The organism is Hymenobacter yonginensis, from assembly GCF_027625995.1.
GTDB lineage: Bacteria > Bacteroidota > Bacteroidia > Cytophagales > Hymenobacteraceae > Hymenobacter > Hymenobacter yonginensis.
Window position 1 is genome coordinate 68657 of sequence record NZ_CP115397.1, and the last position, 16820, is coordinate 85476.

The 16820-nt window shown below is 55.8% G+C and carries 14 protein-coding genes and 1 pseudogene; 7 read left to right on the forward strand and 8 right to left on the reverse strand.

Annotation, left to right across the window (positions count from 1 at the left end; genetic code table 11):
- Nucleotides 1–93: 93 nt before the first annotated feature.
- Both O9Z63_RS21250 and O9Z63_RS20365 read right to left on the reverse strand, forming a co-directional pair.
- Nucleotides 94–1093: pseudogene (locus tag O9Z63_RS21250) on the reverse strand (IS701 family transposase).
- A gap of 117 nt (nt 1094–1210) precedes the next feature.
- Nucleotides 1211–1381 (reverse strand): hypothetical protein, encoded by a 171-nt coding sequence (locus O9Z63_RS20365; protein WP_270129539.1) that lies wholly within the window; start codon nt 1379–1381, stop codon nt 1211–1213.
- Nucleotides 1382–3051: 1670 nt separating this feature from the next.
- Here O9Z63_RS20365 and O9Z63_RS20370 point away from each other — a divergent pair.
- Both O9Z63_RS20370 and O9Z63_RS20375 read left to right on the forward strand, forming a co-directional pair.
- The gene (locus O9Z63_RS20370) at nt 3052–3516 is read left to right on the forward strand and encodes a hypothetical protein (RefSeq protein WP_270129540.1); all 465 of its coding nucleotides are present in this window, start codon (nt 3052–3054) and stop codon (nt 3514–3516) included.
- Nucleotides 3517–3527: 11 nt separating this feature from the next.
- Nucleotides 3528–5633 (forward strand): relaxase/mobilization nuclease domain-containing protein, encoded by a 2106-nt coding sequence (locus O9Z63_RS20375; protein ID WP_270129541.1) that lies wholly within the window; start codon nt 3528–3530, stop codon nt 5631–5633.
- Nucleotides 5634–6009: 376 nt separating this feature from the next.
- Here the strand turns inward: O9Z63_RS20375 and O9Z63_RS20380 are convergent, their stop codons facing one another.
- Nucleotides 6010–6519, reverse strand: a complete 510-nt coding sequence (locus O9Z63_RS20380) for a hypothetical protein (protein ID WP_270129543.1) — start codon at nt 6517–6519, stop codon at nt 6010–6012.
- 46 nt (nt 6520–6565) lie between these two features.
- Complete coding sequence (locus O9Z63_RS20385; RefSeq protein ID WP_270129544.1) at nt 6566–7171, reverse strand: hypothetical protein; 606 nt, start codon at nt 7169–7171, stop codon at nt 6566–6568.
- 390 nt (nt 7172–7561) lie between these two features.
- Here O9Z63_RS20385 and O9Z63_RS20390 point away from each other — a divergent pair, with 390 nt between their 5' ends.
- Nucleotides 7562–7951 carry a helix-turn-helix domain-containing protein gene (locus tag O9Z63_RS20390; protein ID WP_270129546.1) on the forward strand — a complete coding sequence of 130 codons (390 nt, stop codon included), beginning with the start codon at nt 7562–7564 and terminating at the stop codon, nt 7949–7951.
- 217 nt (nt 7952–8168) lie between these two features.
- Here the strand turns inward: O9Z63_RS20390 and O9Z63_RS20395 are convergent, their stop codons facing one another.
- Nucleotides 8169–8324 (reverse strand): hypothetical protein, encoded by a 156-nt coding sequence (locus O9Z63_RS20395; RefSeq protein WP_270129548.1) that lies wholly within the window; start codon nt 8322–8324, stop codon nt 8169–8171.
- Between the two features lie 660 nt (nt 8325–8984).
- Between O9Z63_RS20395 and O9Z63_RS20400 the strand changes: the two genes are divergently transcribed.
- The 4 genes from O9Z63_RS20400 (at nt 8985) to O9Z63_RS20415 (ending at nt 10948) form a co-directional block, all read left to right on the forward strand.
- Complete coding sequence (locus O9Z63_RS20400) at nt 8985–9422, forward strand: hypothetical protein (protein WP_270129549.1); 438 nt, start codon at nt 8985–8987, stop codon at nt 9420–9422.
- Between the two features lie 34 nt (nt 9423–9456).
- Nucleotides 9457–9834: a hypothetical protein gene (locus O9Z63_RS20405; RefSeq protein ID WP_270129550.1), complete on the forward strand. Its 378-nt coding sequence runs from the start codon at nt 9457–9459 to the stop codon at nt 9832–9834.
- Nucleotides 9827–10039, forward strand: a complete 213-nt coding sequence (locus O9Z63_RS20410; protein ID WP_270129551.1) for a hypothetical protein — start codon at nt 9827–9829, stop codon at nt 10037–10039. Before O9Z63_RS20405 ends, O9Z63_RS20410 begins: the two co-directional genes overlap by 8 nt.
- Before the next feature lie 123 nt (nt 10040–10162).
- Nucleotides 10163–10948 (forward strand): HNH endonuclease, encoded by a 786-nt coding sequence (locus O9Z63_RS20415; RefSeq protein ID WP_270129552.1) that lies wholly within the window; start codon nt 10163–10165, stop codon nt 10946–10948.
- 299 nt (nt 10949–11247) lie between these two features.
- Here the strand turns inward: O9Z63_RS20415 and O9Z63_RS20420 are convergent, their stop codons facing one another.
- From O9Z63_RS20420 to O9Z63_RS20430, 3 genes are all read right to left on the reverse strand, one after another.
- Nucleotides 11248–14142 (reverse strand): UvrD-helicase domain-containing protein, encoded by a 2895-nt coding sequence (locus O9Z63_RS20420; protein WP_270129553.1) that lies wholly within the window; start codon nt 14140–14142, stop codon nt 11248–11250.
- Nucleotides 14143–14780: 638 nt separating this feature from the next.
- Nucleotides 14781–16232 carry a hypothetical protein gene (locus O9Z63_RS20425; RefSeq protein WP_270129554.1) on the reverse strand — a complete coding sequence of 484 codons (1452 nt, stop codon included), beginning with the start codon at nt 16230–16232 and terminating at the stop codon, nt 14781–14783.
- Complete coding sequence (locus O9Z63_RS20430; protein ID WP_270129556.1) at nt 16229–16747, reverse strand: restriction endonuclease; 519 nt, start codon at nt 16745–16747, stop codon at nt 16229–16231. Before O9Z63_RS20430 ends, O9Z63_RS20425 begins: the two co-directional genes overlap by 4 nt.
- Nucleotides 16748–16820 lie beyond the last annotated feature (73 nt).

Genomic DNA, 16820 nt, shown 5'->3' on the forward strand with positions numbered 1-16820 from the left:
GGCGAGCCCCATATCCTAAAGCTCCGCAAGCTGGCTGACTGATGTATGTACACTTAATGAGTAATCTCTTAATTACATACTAAGTCAAACTTATCAGTAAGTTAGGAGTAACGTAGCTGCCGTTTGGAGCAGGTAAGTAGGGTGGACTAAATAGAAGGGAATGGGGCTGCGGATCGGTATTTTTTGGCCTCATACCAGCTACGGCCGGTTTGTTGGCGCGGCACTTCCAGCCATAGAAAGGCCCGTAGCGCACAGCTGATGTGGTTGCGTTGAGCGCGGGCGGCGCGCACTTGGGCTTTTTCCACGCCACAGCCTTGCTTCAGCCCCCGATAGTAGTGTTGGATGCCCTAGGCCAGGTCCGCCAGCGGCTTTCACTCGGCTCCGGCTCGCTGCTAGCTCAGTAGTGGGCGCCGTCTGGGGCCGCAAACCGGAACACGCGAATCAAGCCATAGCCTTTGAGACAGACGCGGGCTCCCTCGGCAGGAATGAGGCACGTGCTGAGGGGGCACAGTTGCTGCCCGTCCGGGTTGACTAGCCGGTGCTTGTGCAGGCGTGTGTGCCAGCACCAGCCGCAAGCGCGCACCTTCTTCAGATTCGATAAACCCGCGAACCAACTCTCGAATAAGACACAGCCTGGCTGGAGTCCACGCTGCTGAGTGGCCTGCACCAAAGGCTGAAAATGGTGGTTTTTCGTGAGTTGGTCGTTAGGCTTATCGTAGAGACGGTAGTCAAGTGGCACTGGGTGCTAGCCGTCGCTCCAGAGCACCGTGAGCAGGTTGATGCCCTGCACCAGGGCGTGGTGCTTGCCCGACCAGTGGCGCGTGACCAGCCTCATCTTGTGGGCGTAGGGCTTGTCCAGAGTCGCATCCTTAAGCACCAGCACACCGGTCTTGGGCGCAATCAGCCCCTGCGCTTCCTGCTAGAGCATGGCCGCGTCCGGCTCGAGGCGGTGCAGCAGGCGGGTAAACGAATCATGGGCCACCAGCCTGCCGGTTGCCGGCTGCACACGGGCGGCTTCTGTGCGGCTCACCGTGGTTGGGCTAGCCACTAGAAACTGGATGTAGTCCTCGGCGACAACGTTTGGCGCGTTCATACCTTAAAATACGAAAACCCCAACTGCGTAGCTTCTAAACTTATTCCGGGGCAAGACACAGCACATAGCCGGACGGGACACACACGTTTTGGGTGTTCTCGATTTCGGCCCAGGACGCTATTCCTCGGAACGGGACATACTCGGTATCAGCTCCATTTCGGAAAGTTCGGCCAGCATCTTGTTGGGAAATACTGTGCCGCGCTTAGTCTGGTAAAAGGCATGGTGGCGGGCAATGGCATCTCTGATAAAGTCGGTGGTGCTGGTTTCGTACTTGGTATCCTCTAACATAAAACTGACGGATCGAACCGCACGGTATTGCACGGTATTCAATGATTGCTGCGTAGAGGTTTTGGCTTTCTTTTTGGCCGGGTCGTTTTGCGTTTCGGTCGAATTTTCAGCAGTCGGGTCTTCGGAAGCCGGCGGTTGGGCTATGAGCGGGTTGGGGTGAAGGCGAAGTAAAAGAAGGGACCCAGGTCGCTGATGGAAGCTGGCCGAAACAGAGTAACGTTGTTCCGAACAACAAGTATTTACACACCCGCAGACCGAAAAAGAGTGGGCTTCTAAAAAAGCACGAAGCTGATTCGGAAGCCCACGGTAAACAACTTGGAAGACCGGATGAGGAGGCGTTGGTCGAAACAGGGACCAGGGTTTTAGTGGTGGCTCAGTAGGGCTGGAGGGGTATGGCAGGCGATGGAAATGAGAGACGGCTTTTCGGGGTTTTCGCAGAAATGGTAAAAACAGCCGCCCTAGAAAACCAACCATTTTAGATTTGAATACTGGGCCGGATGCGGGCAGAATTGGAGCGGGCCAGGGAGAATGAAGCGGGGGGCAGGCTCCATTATGGTTTGCTCGCGTATTCTTTTTTTTGCGGAAGGTTTGTGTTTGAGGAGCAGCTATTGTGGACCGGGGCAGGGACAGCTTTTGCTCGGAAGGTACCGGCTCCAGGCACTGAGAAAGAAAGCCCAGCTAGCATACTTCTCTTTTCTCCACAGCCTGGTTTCTCTACTTAGGGATGTAGACTTTTGCAGACCCAGCGGAGAATTGGATGGGCTGCTTCTGGGCTGTGACGCTGATGTAAGGCGGACGGAATGCTTAAGAATCCGGGCAGCTTGTGGAAGAAGCTTAGGGAGAATTTCGGCAGAGGAGGAATGAAGCAATAGGTCACTTTTTGCGACGGGATGAAGCGATGGATTCTGACAAGTAGGCTTGAACTTAAGTTAGCATTCTTTGAATGCAGGGTATCGTCAATGGAATCGGACAAGCCAACTTTTTCTGATTTTTCGCGAGCTGGCTGGGGTTGCTTTTTTGCTGAGCGGTGATGGGTACAGGGTGGGTACTTTCGATAGGAACTGGAAAAAGAAGATAGGCCGCAACAAGCAGATTGAAGTTTTAAGTAGATGGAGGTTTTGAGATTCAGTAGCGATATGGGCAGCTTGAGATTTTATAGCTACCGGAAATTTTTAACGCCACGATTCAGGGGGGGGGGGGCGAGCGTTGGGTGAAAGCGGGCAGCGTTGATTTGGCGGATGAGGACTTTAGGGAACTCGGGTAATGCTGGCCAATGGGGGGCTTTGGCAGATGAGGGCTTTAGGGAACTCGGATGATGCTGGCCGATTCTATAAAGTGCCAGTAGTCTGACAGAGATAAGATAGGCAGAGTATCGAGGATTTGATGCTTGAGAGAAGGACAGTTGTTGGGAAATCTTGGTAGGGTAGAATTCCAGAGTAGTGTAGGGGGGCTGAAAATAGCGCACAGAGGGAGCTAGGGTAAGGCAGTGATAGTAGTAGGAAGTAGAGCCTGGTTATCTTAGATTGGGGACGACATAGGGTTCCTAAAACGAAGCCCTAATTATAGCTTTTAGCCAGACGTGTTAACCCTGCGAAATAACCGTTTTTCAGACTCTGCTAACTGCTCAAATTCATCTCGTTTCCATTCCTGAGTAAATGCGTTAATGTCCCATGCAAATCATCAATGAAGAACACGATAGCGAACTGCAGGCCAGCGCATCTTCATCGGTCTCAGCCCGCAAAGCAGCGCGCAAAGCAGCGCGTACTGCGGAGGGCAAGGGGGATAAGCCTGACCGAGGAGGCCGATTAAAGGGTTGGGCGGGGGAGCCCCGCAAACCAGTTACGGTTCACCTGACGCCAGCTCGGTTTGACTGGCTTCAACAAGGTGCGGCAATTGTCGGGATGAAAACATCCGCTTTCGCTGCCCATTTGCTAGAAGTCCGGGCCAAAGGTTACCGGCCGCCAAAAGCGCGGCTCACCAACGAACAGGAAACCCAAATCCAGCGGGTTGCGGAGATGAGTAACGACTTGCGTCAGGTAAAGACAAAGCTGGAGGTGGCGGGCCTACTCAAAGCCGCAGAAGACATAGGGAGACTCGTTCGCCAGTTGCAGATCGTGCTTAATGATGTCAGCTAATTACGCTTCCGATGGTAAGTAAAACCAAGATGGGTAGCAGCTTTGCGGGAGCCGTCAAGTACCAGTTTACAGGCTACCAGGATGCCCCGACCGACAAGAAATGCGAAGTGCTTTTCACCCAAGGTATCCGCGACTCTAGTCAGGAGAATATGATAGCCGATTTCAAACGGGGGAGTTCTCGTAACCTGGACCTGGGCCTACCAGTCTGGCACACTAGCCTGGGCTTTAATCCGGCGGATGCGGAAAAATTAGACTCGACGAAAATGCTGGAAGTAGGCTTGGCGTGGGCGAAGGGAATGGGGCTGGACAAGACGCAACTGCTCATCGTGCGCCACCATGACCGCGAGGATAATCAGCACCTGCACCTCTTGGCGAGCCGCGTGAATTTTGACGGCAGAACGATTAAGGACGGCAACGTACGGATGCGTTCCAAGGAATTGAACGCTACCATCGAGAAACAATTCGGGTTAACCACTTCCGTCAAAAGTAGTCAACCTGAATTGCAACACCCGGAGCGCGTGAGCGGACCGGATCGGGAAAAAGCCGAAATCCGCCAAGCCCTCGGCTACGCGGAACGGGGTGCGGCCACCCTGTCGGAGTTGTGGACTGGGCTCAAGGAGCGTGATGCGGACGTCGAGGTACGCGAGCGTCGAGACGCAAAAGGGACCTTGGTGGGTGTCAGCTTTTCCAAGAACGGGCGTGTTTTCACCGGTTCGGAAATCGGGCGGGCCTGGAGCAGCAAGGCCATTGAAGAGAAATTGGAAATGAACCGCGAGGACCGGGCGGCTGCCGAGCAGCAAACGCGCGCGGCCAGCGCCGGAGCTAAGGTATCGGTGCCGGTCGCGCCACCAATTGCTCCTAAAGGGATGGGCCCGGTAGAGGAAGCGAAGCAAAATCCGGTCTCTGTGCCCGCATTCAGCCAGGCAAGTCCGACCCCCGCCGAGGCGCGGGGACTGGCACCAACTGAGGCTTCGGAATCGGCTGCGCCAACCACAACGGATGCCCTCGTGCCAGACGCTGGACTGCTGCGGGAACAGATTCCTACGGCTGAGAACGCAGGTAAAGCAAACGATCCGGCACGAGCAGATGAACATGGGCTGTCGTCACCTGCTGCCGCCCCACCCACCGAATTCGAGGCCGCCCCGGCTGCTCATGTACATTCTACATCGAGCTTTGAAGAGAAATTAGCCCGCTGGGAAGCCCAGCAACTGGCGGATGCCGAGGACGAACGACTGGCAGTACTGTACTACGACTGGCTGCAACTCCAGAAGCAAGTGCAGCAGCAGGTGGCGGCCGCGACGCACGAGGCGTTGTCCACTGGTGAGGGCTTCTCCACCCTGCTGGACCGGCAAGGGTTGGCGCTGCTCCCGGCCACCGACGACGCGCCCATCTGCGTGCAGCACCGGGCCAGCGGGGAGTCCTTCTCGGCTGAGGAAGTCCCCCTTCCCTCATCACTGCTGACCCCAGCTAGTCAAGCGTCAGTTCAGTATGGGGTAGTACAGATGGGCAATACAGATCTGCAAAAAGCGCCGGATCGACTGGCGAAGGTGCGCGAGCACCTGCTGGAGGTGGGGCTGACTGTCGGGTTTATCGAGCCGGCAACGGCTCACAAGCCTGCCCAACTGAACTGGGCCTTCAACCCGCTCCAGCCGGAAATAGATCTGACTTTGGTTATGGCAAAGCTTGACGCCGTGCAGGCTTCGCGCAACGCGTGGATACTGGAGGCTCCCCACGCGTGGCACCCAAGTCCCGGAAAAGCATACGGCCGCGCTGAGCCCCAGCTCTACTGGGATAACCGGGCAGGACAATTCAATGAGGCACGTCTGGAACTACATACAGTGGACCAACGCTCGGCCGGCCGGGTTGACCGAGTACGGCAGGCTATGAGCAAGCGGGGGGTGGGACTGGGTCCGGTGCAGACAGATGCGCAGGGTCGCCTGAGCTTTACGTTTCGCTACCATACCCTGGCGCCAAAAATCGATGACATCGATACGCTGCTAATCCAGGTGCGTAATTCCGGGTTCGACCTGCAAGAGAGCGAGCAGCAGCAACGGGCCCGCGCTCAAGGGATACCAGTCGTAGCTGCACGGGACGCGGGTATGGAGTATTCCCGATAGCAGCAGCATACTTGCTCGCCCCAAATAGTGGCGTGAGGTTGAGCAGCAATCGGGTGAAGTAGCTACTAGTTGGCTGGCGCTTCACTGGTTGGGAAACGCAGCACGGGCAGCGGCTGGAAGTCGCGCTCGTCCGGTGGTCATTTCCGCTCAGGCTGAACCGCCGCGTCCGGCCCATGAATAGGCATGTCCACGTCGCTGATTCAGGACGGGTCGAGAGTTTTCAGGACTTGGGCCGTCCTGTGTTCAGCGACTGCGTTTTAATAAATGCGTAGGCGCACGGTGGCCGCCTGGTCGGGCTGCGTAGCAGGGCGCAAGCGGCGGGAGCGGGTGATTGCCTGGGTCAGTAGGGAATAGATCAGCAGCCCCATTGGCCGGTTCAATCCCCAAAGTCAGCTGCTGCCTGCGGGTCATGGGCCACTGCTTGGGACCGGGTTTCCCGCCGTACGCGCTCAACGACGCTGTTGCCAATTGCCAGGCGGTCAATTAAAGAATCCAGATGCAAGGTATTCAGTGGTGCGCCGGCCTGCATTTCGGCCCGTAACTCAACGGCCACGAGGTGAAAGTAGTGCAGGACGCCGGCCAGGTAACGCACATCGGCGCAGTAAACGGGCGGGTCCAGTTCCGGCACGAGCGGCGAGTGGGCCAGCCGCTGGGTTAGGCGGGCCAAGTCAGCGTAGTCGAGCCAGAGGTCGTTGCCGTCTTCCCACAAATCGGGCTGAAACGCGTGGAAAGCCTGCGCGAAGTCGGTCACGGACAAGGTAGGGAAATGGTCGTGGAGGTGCTCGGCGACCCAGAGCACGGCCTGAGCATGTTGGCCGGGCGTAGCCCAGCGGTAGGGGATGGTGTGGCTTTCGGGGCACGCGTGAGTAATAGTGGTGGGTTGCATGACGACTTCAGGAGAAGGGTGAGGAATGGGGCTATTTACTAGCGCTCTATTGGGCGTTGTCGGCTTTAAGTTGCGCTTGTTGCTTGGCCGCCAGGGCGGCTTCCATTGTTTTGCTCAGCACGTCCAGGCGGCCTTCACGGCCGAAGCCAACGGCTTTTTCGGCGTACACGGCCCGGGCTTTGGCCCCCTCCCAGAAGAGTTGGTAGGCACCCTGCGCTTGGCCGGGGCCTAGCAGGTAAGTAGCTTCCGGCCGCAGTATGGTCGGATCGCCGATGGCCATGAAGGCATAGAACTTGCCGTCGAGAAAGGTATAGAGCTGGCTGGGTACCTGTGCCCGGTGCTTGCCAAACCAGCCTTTAGTCCCCTCGTAGGTGTAGGTCTGCGTCGGGCCGACTGGCACGCCCGGGGTGGGGGGCAGTAGTCGCAGGTCGGTAAAAGCACTCAGGGGCTCTCCAAAGGCGTGGCCAGCAATGCCGTTGAGCGAATCCACTTTGCCGCCGAATGGAAACGCGGGTGGTGGGGTATTGGAGGTTTGCGCGGCGTCGGCAGCGGGTGGGGCGGTCGAACTCGGGGACGAGCAGCCGGCGAGTAGCCACCCGCCAGCAAGCAGCAGCAGGGTGGCGGGCGTGAGGAAGGAATGAAGAGCGGGCATATACGAAACAAGAATTAAGAAGGGGGTAAAAGGGGCAAGGTCACTGACCCTAAGCAGGCGGCTTACGGGCTGTCAAGCCTGGGCCATGGGATAAGGGCGTAGGGAAAGGAGGATTATGAATGCCTTGGGCTATGCAGGAGCAGATCGGCGGAGAGAGGAAGCAATACAGTAGCAGGCGTAGCAAACCAGCAGCCCCCGCTGAAAAGGAGTTTGCCGGGTTTGGCAGTGCGATGGCAAGGCAAACAAGCGAATCACGGAGCAACGCGAGGCGAATGCAATATGCAGCATGTTAGCCGAATGATGTATGTTATAATAGCTTATTATTCACTAATAATGCAGTAAAATACAGATTTTCAGCTGGCTAGTTTTGTGTGCTTTACACGCACGGCTATGTATTTTGCTAAAAACTTGCGCTTTTTACGGCGTCGAGCCGAACTCTCCCAATCTGAGCTGGCCGACCAACTCGCCACCGACTACAACACGATTAGCCGCTATGAGAACGGCAAATCAACCCCCAAACTCGAAGCACTCACCAAACTGAGCCAGGTCTTTCACGTCAGCCTCGACGCGCTGCGCAACCAAGACCTGAGCCAGTCACCGGGGCCCGTGCTGGAGTCGGGCCGGGTGCAGCCCGGGGGCCGGCGGGAAGGAGAAGTCCCCGCCAAACCCGCTAAGTACCCGTTGCTAGTGTCGGTGGAGTTGGATGGCACCGCCACCAGCCTGGAACGCGCCGTCGCGCGGCTGACGGCGATTAACGAAGTCGTTGCTGGCACGACTTAACCAGAACGCTTGCCAACGGGGGCACGTGCTTCTGGTAATTCAGGTCCTGATTGTCTTCATGATAACCGGTCCGGCCAAGTAGCACTAGGGTTGTGGGGGAAAGTTGGTTCCCCCATGCTATTGCGGGCCGTTAAGCGTCTACCGTTGTTGAATTAGCATGGCTTGCTGAAGGCGAAGCCGATGAGCGCTCAAGGCTTTAGGAGTCGCTGGCTAAGTGCTAGCCAGAGTTAGACTGTTTCTCTTTAGCCCGCAGCGACTCGGATTCTTGCCAGTCCTGGCGCAGTTGGCGGGCTTCGGTTTTCAGGGCCTGACGACGGTCACGCAGGATCTCGCGGAGCGTGTTCGACGACCTGCGCCCCAGCAGGTCGCTCAACGGCCACGGGCAGTGTCTGGGTGGTGGTATAGCGTGATGCTGCGGGAGAGGGCATTGTCATTGGTGGCGTCCAGGCCCGTCAGCCGGTAGGCGCGCCCGAAATCACCGGTGTAGGCGTGCAGGGATGACGAAGCGGCCTAGGGCCATGCGCTGGCTGCCTTCCGGTTGGAGAAGGTGCGGGCGGGGAAGCCGCTGCTGCCCTGCCTGTGCATCACGCGGGTGCGCGGCAGGCACCGGCTCGTGCGCAGGTCGTATACCGCCAGCTGGGGCTCCTGGGCGGCGCGGCGCGGCGCGGCGCCTATCCACCAGCACTGCGTGCCGCGGGTTGAAGAATAGGTGGCCCTTGGTCATGGCCCTGGCCGCGGCCAGCCGACCAAGGCCCGGCGGAACGGTCGCGAAGTGCTGGAGGCAGTAACACCATGCGGGATAGACCTCGATGTAGCAGGTCAGCAGCAGCCCTAGCAGGGCCGCTGGCAGCAACCAGCGCTATGGTCACCGGAACGGGAAGGTAGGGGTGTTCATTGCGGGAAATAGCAAGCTGACCGGATCTGGATAGGATAACTGCTAGAAATGGCGGAGGCAATGACACAGGTTTTGGCCAGCGTTGTGCCTGCCGTTGCCGATATTGAACTCCGTTATCAGTTCTGTTCCCGTATCGTTATGACTTCCCTCGTGGCCCAATGGATTCTGCAGCCCGCCGGGCAGCCCCTTATCGAATGGCTGTGCGGCGACTGCGGTGACTTCCGCCTGTTCGAGGTGAACAATGTGGACACGCGCTACAGTGGGTTGGGCGTGCGCCTCATGACCTGCACGCATTGCGGGGCGCCTGATATGCTGTCCACGGTCGGGCTGGCCGAGCCGCCGTCCGGCTACGCGCTGTACCGGGTGGAGTGGCGGACGGCGCGCTACCGCCCGCCCGCCTCACCCGCCGAGCCAGCGTTCCTACGGCGTACTGACGCAGACTTGGTTCCGCAGGCCGTACACGTGGTGGCCGCCTCGCGGATCCAGGCCCACCGGCAGGCGACGGCGCGCCGGGTCGACGACCTGAGCGGGTTCGAGTGCCTGATCGACGGGGAACCGCACTTGCCCGAGGACTGAAGGCATCTTTTTCCTGAACTACTCTGTCCGTCCGATGCTGCCCGCCTTCCGCCCGCTTCTGCTCACCTTCCTGCTGGCGTTTCTGCCGCTGCTGGTGGGCGTCTCCGTCAACTCTGCTGCCCCGCACCCGCCCACGGCCGCCCGAGTGGTAACCCGCTGTACCCGCTACTGCCACGACCATGCCTGCCCGCACGCCACGCCGGCCAACAGCCCGGCCTACTATCGGCTGCGCCCGCTCTACGAACTAATTATCCGGGCGCTGGCAGCCGGTGGGAGCGGGGCCGCTTACGTGCTGGCCAACCTGCTCGTGTTCCTAGTGGGCATTCCGCTGCTGCTGCTACGCCTGACCTATGTCGTGCTGCGCGACGCCCGCGCCATCCGCCGCCTGAAAACCCTTTCAGTTCATGAGTAGCGCCGGCTTTACCCAGCTGCTGCTGGGCCTAGGCCGGCAGGCCTACTGGTACTGCGTCGATTTCATGGTGAACCTGGCCAATCTCACCGATACGAGCTATCCTGAAGCCAATACCTGGATTCTGCTACTTCTGATTCCGGGGCTGCTGGTTTCGCTGGCACTGGTGCGCGTCTGGCAGCGCCGCCGGCTGAGGACAGGGAAGTAGGCTACTATCGTTGACCATGGCCGGGGTGGTGCCACGGGTGCGTAAGCCGCCGCGCTGTGCCGAGCATACTTTTAAGGCGGTAATGGGGCTGGTAGGTAACGGGAAGCGTGTAGCTTCGCAGCTATGAAACAAGGGCAACGCCTATGGACGCGGGATGAGCTGCTGCTGGCAATCAACCTGTACTGCAAGCTGCCTTTCGGACAGCTGCACAAAGATAATCCCGCTATTATTCAACTGGCGGGACTGCTGGGGCGCACGCCCAGTTCAGTGGCCTTGAAGCTGGTGAACTTCGCCAGCCTGGACCCGAGCCTGGATCGGGCGGGCATGAGCAACGCCAGCCACTTGGACCGGCAGGTGTGGGCAGAGTTCTACGCCGACTGGGGTGGGCGGGCGCTGGAAAGCGAGCAGCGGCTGGCCGAAGCGCAGCACCTGACGCTGGAAGAAGTGGCGGCGGAGTACGAGCCGCTGCCGCCGGTACCGGTGGGCCGGGTGCGGGAGCAGCTGGTGCAGGTGCGGGTGAATCAGCAGTTTTTCCGGCGCACGGTGCTGGCGGCCTATGATAATACGTGCTGCGTAACGGGGCTGCGGCAGCCGGCGCTGCTGGTGGCGGGCCACATCCGGCCTTGGGCAGTGGACGAGGCCAACCGGCTAAATCCGCGAAACGGTCTGGCCTTGAATGCCCTGCACGACCGGGCTTTTGAGCTGGGGCTGTTCACGATTCGGCCCGAGGATTACGTGATTGAGGTGGCGCCGGCGGTGCGGGCGGGTAACCGGCCCGATGCCCAGGCGGCCGGCGGGCTGCTGGGGCAGTACCATGGGCAGCCGTTACGGCTGCCGGCGCGGCGGCGGTTTCTGCCTGATCCGGATTTTTTGGACTGGCACCGGGCAAAGTGGCGCAAAGTGGCATGATGGGTAAGGAAAGGAGAAAACAGGCAGCCTTTGCCGCAACAGGTTGAGCGTGAGTTGTATAGAGATGATTTATAGCAAAATATCTATTTAGTTGGAGGAAATAATGTTTAGCTGAATTATAACGACCGGATCATCTTCCATGATCTGCAGCTTAGTCCCGCAACCGTTCACGCGGTTGGTTCCGTAGCCTGACTCCCACATTACGCGGCCTGGTCACGCCGGCTCAGTTACCGGCTCCCTTACTTCAAGTTGAAGCAGCCAGTTCCTGCTCAAGCAAGCTATTGCGGCAGTGTTGCCACTTACGCGTGTTGGACAGGGTCGTGGGAGCGGATCCACTCCCGGTAATCGCAGCCGAAGGTATAATTGGTGCAGCCGTAGAAGGCCCACTGCTTGCCGTTGGTCGTGCCACTGCGTTTCACCATACCGGCTGTAATGCACACCGGACATTTTTTGGAGCTTAGCTGGGTGCTTTTGCCTTCCAGCTCCAGGATGAACTTGGACTTGGCGGCCGGGTCGGTGATGAGCACAACGTGCTCTTTGGCCCGGGTGAGGGCCACGTAGAATAGCCGGCGCTCCTCGCTGTTTTCAAACTGATCGGCTTCGCTCAGCAGCAGGCTCAGCACCGGGTCGTCGGACATTTCCGAGGGGAAGCCGAACCGGCCGGCGTTGCAGTTGAGCACCAGGACGATATCCGCTTCCAGGCCCTTGGACTTGTGGACGGTGAGGAAGGGGATGCGCAGGGTAACGGGCTGGCCCTGGCCGTCGTGGTAGGCGTAGTGGATGGTGTCGTCGGCGTCGATGTGGAAGGGGCCGCCGGCGTTGCGGAGGCGCCGCAGGTCGAAGGAGTAGCGACCCAGCACGAGGATTTCCTTGCGGGCGATATCCGGCGTGGTGGCAATGAGCTCGTTGAGCACCTGCTGGAGCACAGCGGTGTCGTTCTGCTCCTCTGACTGGCCGTAGACGATGCGGTAGGTGGTCTGCTTGCCGGCGCTGCCGCTTTTTAGGGCCTTGGACACCTGGCTGGGGTTGCGCATGATGAACTGCGACGATTCCGTGATGAGGGGCTCGTGGAAGCGGTAGGTCCGTTCAATCTTGGACTGGAGCGTGAACCCGAAATAGCGGCTGAAGTCTTTGAACAGGGAAAGGTCGCTGCCAGCAAAGCGGTAAATGGACTGCCAGTCGTCGCCCACGCAGAAAAGCCGGCAGTGCGGATTCTGGTCTTTGAGGGCGCGGATCAGCTGGTAGCGGCTCTGTGAAAGGTCCTGGAACTCGTCGATGATGATGTAATCGAAGCGGTGCTGGTAGGCGCCCGAGCGGACGTGGGAGGTGGCCAGGCTGATCAGGTCGCTGAAGTCAATCTCCCGGCGGGTGGCCAGCTCCTGCTGGTAGCGGGTGTACAGGGGCGCTACCAGGTCCAGAAACAGCAGGTTGCGCTGCTGGACCCGCGCCGGGGTGCCCTCGTTTTTCCGGCGCACGTCCTCTAGGGAGTCGTTGTTGGACTTCATCAGGGTGATGAAGGTTTGCAGCAGCGTCTGGAAGCTGGTCACCTCGTAGGTGGCGGCTTGGGAGATGATGGCCCAGATTTCGGCGGGCGTTTTGGGGCGCAGCACGATGCCGTGTCGGGTCAGATTGGCAGTCAGATTATCGAAGAGTGAGTCCTCTTGCATCTCGTAGCTGAAGGTTTCTACCAGCGCCGTGCCGTACTGCCGGCTGGTTTGCCGGGCCCATTCGATTTTGCGCCAATAGATGGCGCGGGCTTCCTCCAGTGACTGGCCGGGCTTGGCGAAGAAGGCCGGCACGTTGCCGTCCCGGTCAACGCCGAAATGCTCGAGATACACCCGGACGTCGCCCTGGGTGATGGTGAAATCGGGCTTCCACTGGGCGTGGTCCGGAGAGGCAGTATCGTACTCGTAGGGGTACTCATACTGGTACTCCACGCCGTGGAAAAGCAGGAAGTTGGCAATGCGGCACTCCTCCACGCTTTTCACGATTTCCTGCCGGTAGGTCTTCTTGCCCTGGCGGCTGCCTTCCAGGCGCTTGTACGAGCGGAAGTTGTTGTCCTTGAGGAACTGGATGTACTCGCCCTGGTTCTGAAACTCGGCGGCGGGCTTGGCCGGCTTGAGGTGGTGGACGAAATACGTGGTGACTTTCTCGGCGTAGGCCGGATCGAGCATGAGCTGCTGGAAGGCCGCCAGGATAAACCGGCCGAACTGGCTTTCGTCGTAGAGGGAAGGCTGCTTACCCTGCACGGCGCCGATGATGTCTTTGCCGAACTTGTGGAAGGTGCGCGGCTGCAGCCCCTCGATGCTGATACGGGCGGAAAGGGTGGCGGCTGACTTATTGGTGAAGGAGATGAGCAGGATGTTGTCCGGGCTGGTGCCGTACCGGTCCATTACGTACTGGACCTTGCCGATGATTGTGGTGGTTTTGCCGGAGCCCGCGCCGGCCACGACCAGGGAGTTATCCTCGTCGCTGACGATGGCCGTGCGCTGCTGCACGTCGAGGCTGCGGCCCTCCACCTGGCTGAAGAGGTGGTCGTACTTCACCATTTCCTGGGGGATGAAGGCGGCGTTGTGGGCCAGTCGCAGGTCGTTGCCCTGCTGGTGGTAGCTAAGGAAGTCGTGGACGGCAGCTTTCTCCAGCGCGGTCAGGTTGCTGCGCTGGTACCCGGCCTGACTGATCGTGGTGTACAGGTGGTAGTACCGGGTCTGCCAGGTGGTGAGCTGATAGTTGCTGAAATAGCCGGCTGTAGGGGCCGTGTGGACTTTGAACGCTTGGGCCGCGGGCTCCATTTCCACCAGCCACATCCGCAGCTGGGTGGTGAGCTCGTTACGCGTACTCGCGGCCGCGTGCCGCCGGTAGCCCAGAAACCCAACCAGCAACACCAGCATGCCCCCTATGGCATAGCCCAGTAAGGGGGGCTGCTCGGCGGTAGCATGGACGCTGTCGCAGCTTGCCAGGCGGCAGGCCCGACGGCCCAGCTTGCGCGCGGCGGCAGCTGTGGTTTCGGTTAACGAAGTGGAGCAGTTGTTGAGCCCGGTGCAGTCGCTGTTCAGATGGAATACCTTGCTGCGGTTACCATCGCAGAGGTAGACGGTGGTTGTCTTGGTGAGGGTAGTGCCGGTGGCCTGAACCAGAGCCGGTGGCACGGGAGTGCTCAGGAGCAGCGCCACTCCCAGGATAATAGAACGCATGTAAGCGGGTAGTGAAACAGGTAGGCGGACGGCAGCCGGGGGCTGGTCCAGGATAAAGGTTGTCAGACATGCATGCCCATCCCTCTTACATGAGGGACTGACATAGGGGATTTGCTAAACTGACTAATGTTGAGTTAGCTCAAAGATGGAGGATGAGTAGCAACTCATCCACGTTACGCTCCCGCGGGTATCCGCAAATGCGGCGTAAATCTACTGCGCTATCCCGTGGCTATTGCTAAACAAGACTGGGAGGTTGTTTAAAAACACTGGCCTTGGTTACAGTCAATAATGCATTCCGACTTGATGAAAGGTAGTGCACGGTGTAACGATGTGTTCGGAAGGCAGTGTGGGGTTTTTGTTAGCAGGTCAGGCACGCTAACTACCACCATGGAGCAATGCACCCTGGCAAGATGTGTAGGGTCAGCATCCTGGCTTGTGGCTGGTGAAATAGCACGTGATTGATAAGAGGGCTTTAATAGTCAATCCTGGACTCAACTTAGTACCGATAATACTTACTTATCGGTACTAAGAAAGAAGAAAAACTCCGCAAGATGACTGATTATAAAATGTATCACAAAGATTTATATATATGAAGTGAGCTAAAGGATTGTTGCAAAAATTGTAATGCTAATAGTTGATCATTTGTATATTATTCCAAGTATATTTTCTACTACTAAGACAAAGCAGTCATATTCTTTATTGTTGTGTTTCCAACTGCATACCGTAGACCATTTTTGCCCTGCATTAGGGCACCTAAGCGGGATTCCATATTTTAAAGGGCAGTCAAGGCGCTTATTTAGTAGAAGCTGTTTTATGATCGCATGGGCGGTTAATGTATCGAGCTTAAAGAAGAATTCTCCCAACGGCTTTTTGTCAGCTATAGAATAAAAAGTTGCGTCTTTATATATTAAGTCAAGGAGATCCCAAATAGAATCACTTCTTATTATTTTGCTAAAGAAATGATAGGGATCATCACGTCTTGCTTTCAAAAGAGCAACATGCATTCTAAATGCATACCCCATAAGAGTTTCATCTGATGTGGTCTTGTATATATTTTCTGCACGTTCATGTGCCATAAAAGCCATTTGCTCAGGTGGCGGGATTTTCATTTTATCACAGATGTTGCTGTAGAACTGTTTAACATCATTGAAAGATTCAAAGCTACAATCTAGGGCTTCATTGCAAGCATTAAAGAAAATCATTCCAGGATATTCATCTGCTATGCCATCTGTGTTATTATTCACTAGTGTATTGATATTAAAAAGTATAAAAGGATCATACATTAATGCTATATCTATGCAGATCATTAAGGGTATTATAGAATTAAATTTTAGCATTCCTATTTTAGCGGCATATGCTATAAGGCTCGTGTATTCGGCTTCTTCAGGTACAATACCTAAGATAAATAAAAGATCAACTTCTTGATTAAAAGCGTTTCCGATATTGTTTGCTTCTGCTAGCACAGCAAAAGCCTCCATTAGTATCGCTGCCGTTACGATTACATCTACGACCCTTCCTTTTTCGTAATATAGTAAGTGTGGTAAATATTTTGAGGTAATATTATTATTTAAATAAAGTGATATTCTATTTATATTATCTTCTGAAATAACTGTATTGTGAAATGGATTCCACAGCTCCAGCCATAAGATTGGAAGCTCATTATGAGTAATACTATGCGTTGTTTTTTTATGTATTGACAACTGGTCAATACATTCTAGGTAGAAGAGATAACGACTTAAATCTTCGTAATTAGATGTCTCTGATGCAAAATTGTTATTTATGACAGGGATTGATGTGCGTTTGCTTTTAGAAAGTCGATTTAAAGTAATTATAGTACTGCGAATACATCGTAAACCGAATGATGTTGATAGGTATTGCATTAAGTGCGCGTATTCATGTATAAAAGACATTGACTTTCCTAACATCTCAATAGACTCATGGGTATAAGGTTGGGCTATTGGATACCGCTGTAAAGCGTCTTCAAATTCATCGAATTCGCCATCCAGGCCAATGGCATAACTAAATGGATGAAATACACCTCGTCTTTTTGAGCTAAGTCTTATGACTTCGAGGGCTTCAGTCTTATTCATAGTAAAAGTAAGTTGTTGACTACACTATCTGCAGTTTGAATAATGCACTTATCATCAGAAATCAAAAAACCATACTCGATTATATTTTCATCGAAAAACATTCCATCAAAAAAAGTGTGTACGCTTTCCTCGCTATTACCGCTCCTTGCCAATACTACATCTAACGATTTATTCCTGCATACGACTAATGATATACCTTCACAGCTTGCTATCTTAAAAGACCCTTTTTGAAAATTATTTGAAGAAACCATAATCCCCTTATTAGCTCCTATATCCCCAATTCTATATGCGAATGCCATGACCCTATCAAGAGATACAGCCGAAGTATATTCCTTGCACTCTCCAAGTAATAGAAAGTTGGTGCCTGCTATTTGTCCTTCAAATGAAAAATCAATTTGATGTGTATGGCCCGATTTTTTGCCTAAATATTTTTTATTGTGGAAAGAATTAAATGATGGTAGTTGAGAAGAAAATAAATCATTTGCAATTTTTTCAAAATCTATGTGGCTTGACATATATGTGTATTATTGTTTTTATATTTTTTTTGGTAAAAAACATGTTATACTTGTGAGCAGCTTAGTGTGCGAT

What these genes read in the sequence shown, in the direction of transcription:
- O9Z63_RS20390 (WP_270129546.1), top strand. Translation starts at nt 7,562, where the DNA reads ATGTATTTTGCTAAAAACTTGCGCTTTTTACGGCGTCGAGCCGAACTC.
- O9Z63_RS20370 (WP_270129540.1), top strand. Translation starts at nt 3,052, where the DNA reads ATGCAAATCATCAATGAAGAACACGATAGCGAACTGCAGGCCAGCGCA.
- O9Z63_RS20420 (WP_270129553.1), bottom strand. Translation starts at nt 14,142, where the DNA reads ATGCGTTCTATTATCCTGGGAGTGGCGCTGCTCCTGAGCACTCCCGTG.
- O9Z63_RS20430 (WP_270129556.1), bottom strand. Translation starts at nt 16,747, where the DNA reads ATGTCAAGCCACATAGATTTTGAAAAAATTGCAAATGATTTATTTTCT.
- O9Z63_RS20425 (WP_270129554.1), bottom strand. Translation starts at nt 16,232, where the DNA reads ATGAATAAGACTGAAGCCCTCGAAGTCATAAGACTTAGCTCAAAAAGA.
- O9Z63_RS20375 (WP_270129541.1), top strand. Translation starts at nt 3,528, where the DNA reads ATGGTAAGTAAAACCAAGATGGGTAGCAGCTTTGCGGGAGCCGTCAAG.
- O9Z63_RS20405 (WP_270129550.1), top strand. Translation starts at nt 9,457, where the DNA reads ATGCTGCCCGCCTTCCGCCCGCTTCTGCTCACCTTCCTGCTGGCGTTT.
- O9Z63_RS20415 (WP_270129552.1), top strand. Translation starts at nt 10,163, where the DNA reads ATGAAACAAGGGCAACGCCTATGGACGCGGGATGAGCTGCTGCTGGCA.
- O9Z63_RS20385 (WP_270129544.1), bottom strand. Translation starts at nt 7,171, where the DNA reads ATGCCCGCTCTTCATTCCTTCCTCACGCCCGCCACCCTGCTGCTGCTT.
- O9Z63_RS20400 (WP_270129549.1), top strand. Translation starts at nt 8,985, where the DNA reads ATGACTTCCCTCGTGGCCCAATGGATTCTGCAGCCCGCCGGGCAGCCC.
- O9Z63_RS20365 (WP_270129539.1), bottom strand. Translation starts at nt 1,381, where the DNA reads ATGTTAGAGGATACCAAGTACGAAACCAGCACCACCGACTTTATCAGA.
- O9Z63_RS20380 (WP_270129543.1), bottom strand. Translation starts at nt 6,519, where the DNA reads ATGCAACCCACCACTATTACTCACGCGTGCCCCGAAAGCCACACCATC.
- O9Z63_RS20410 (WP_270129551.1), top strand. Translation starts at nt 9,827, where the DNA reads ATGAGTAGCGCCGGCTTTACCCAGCTGCTGCTGGGCCTAGGCCGGCAG.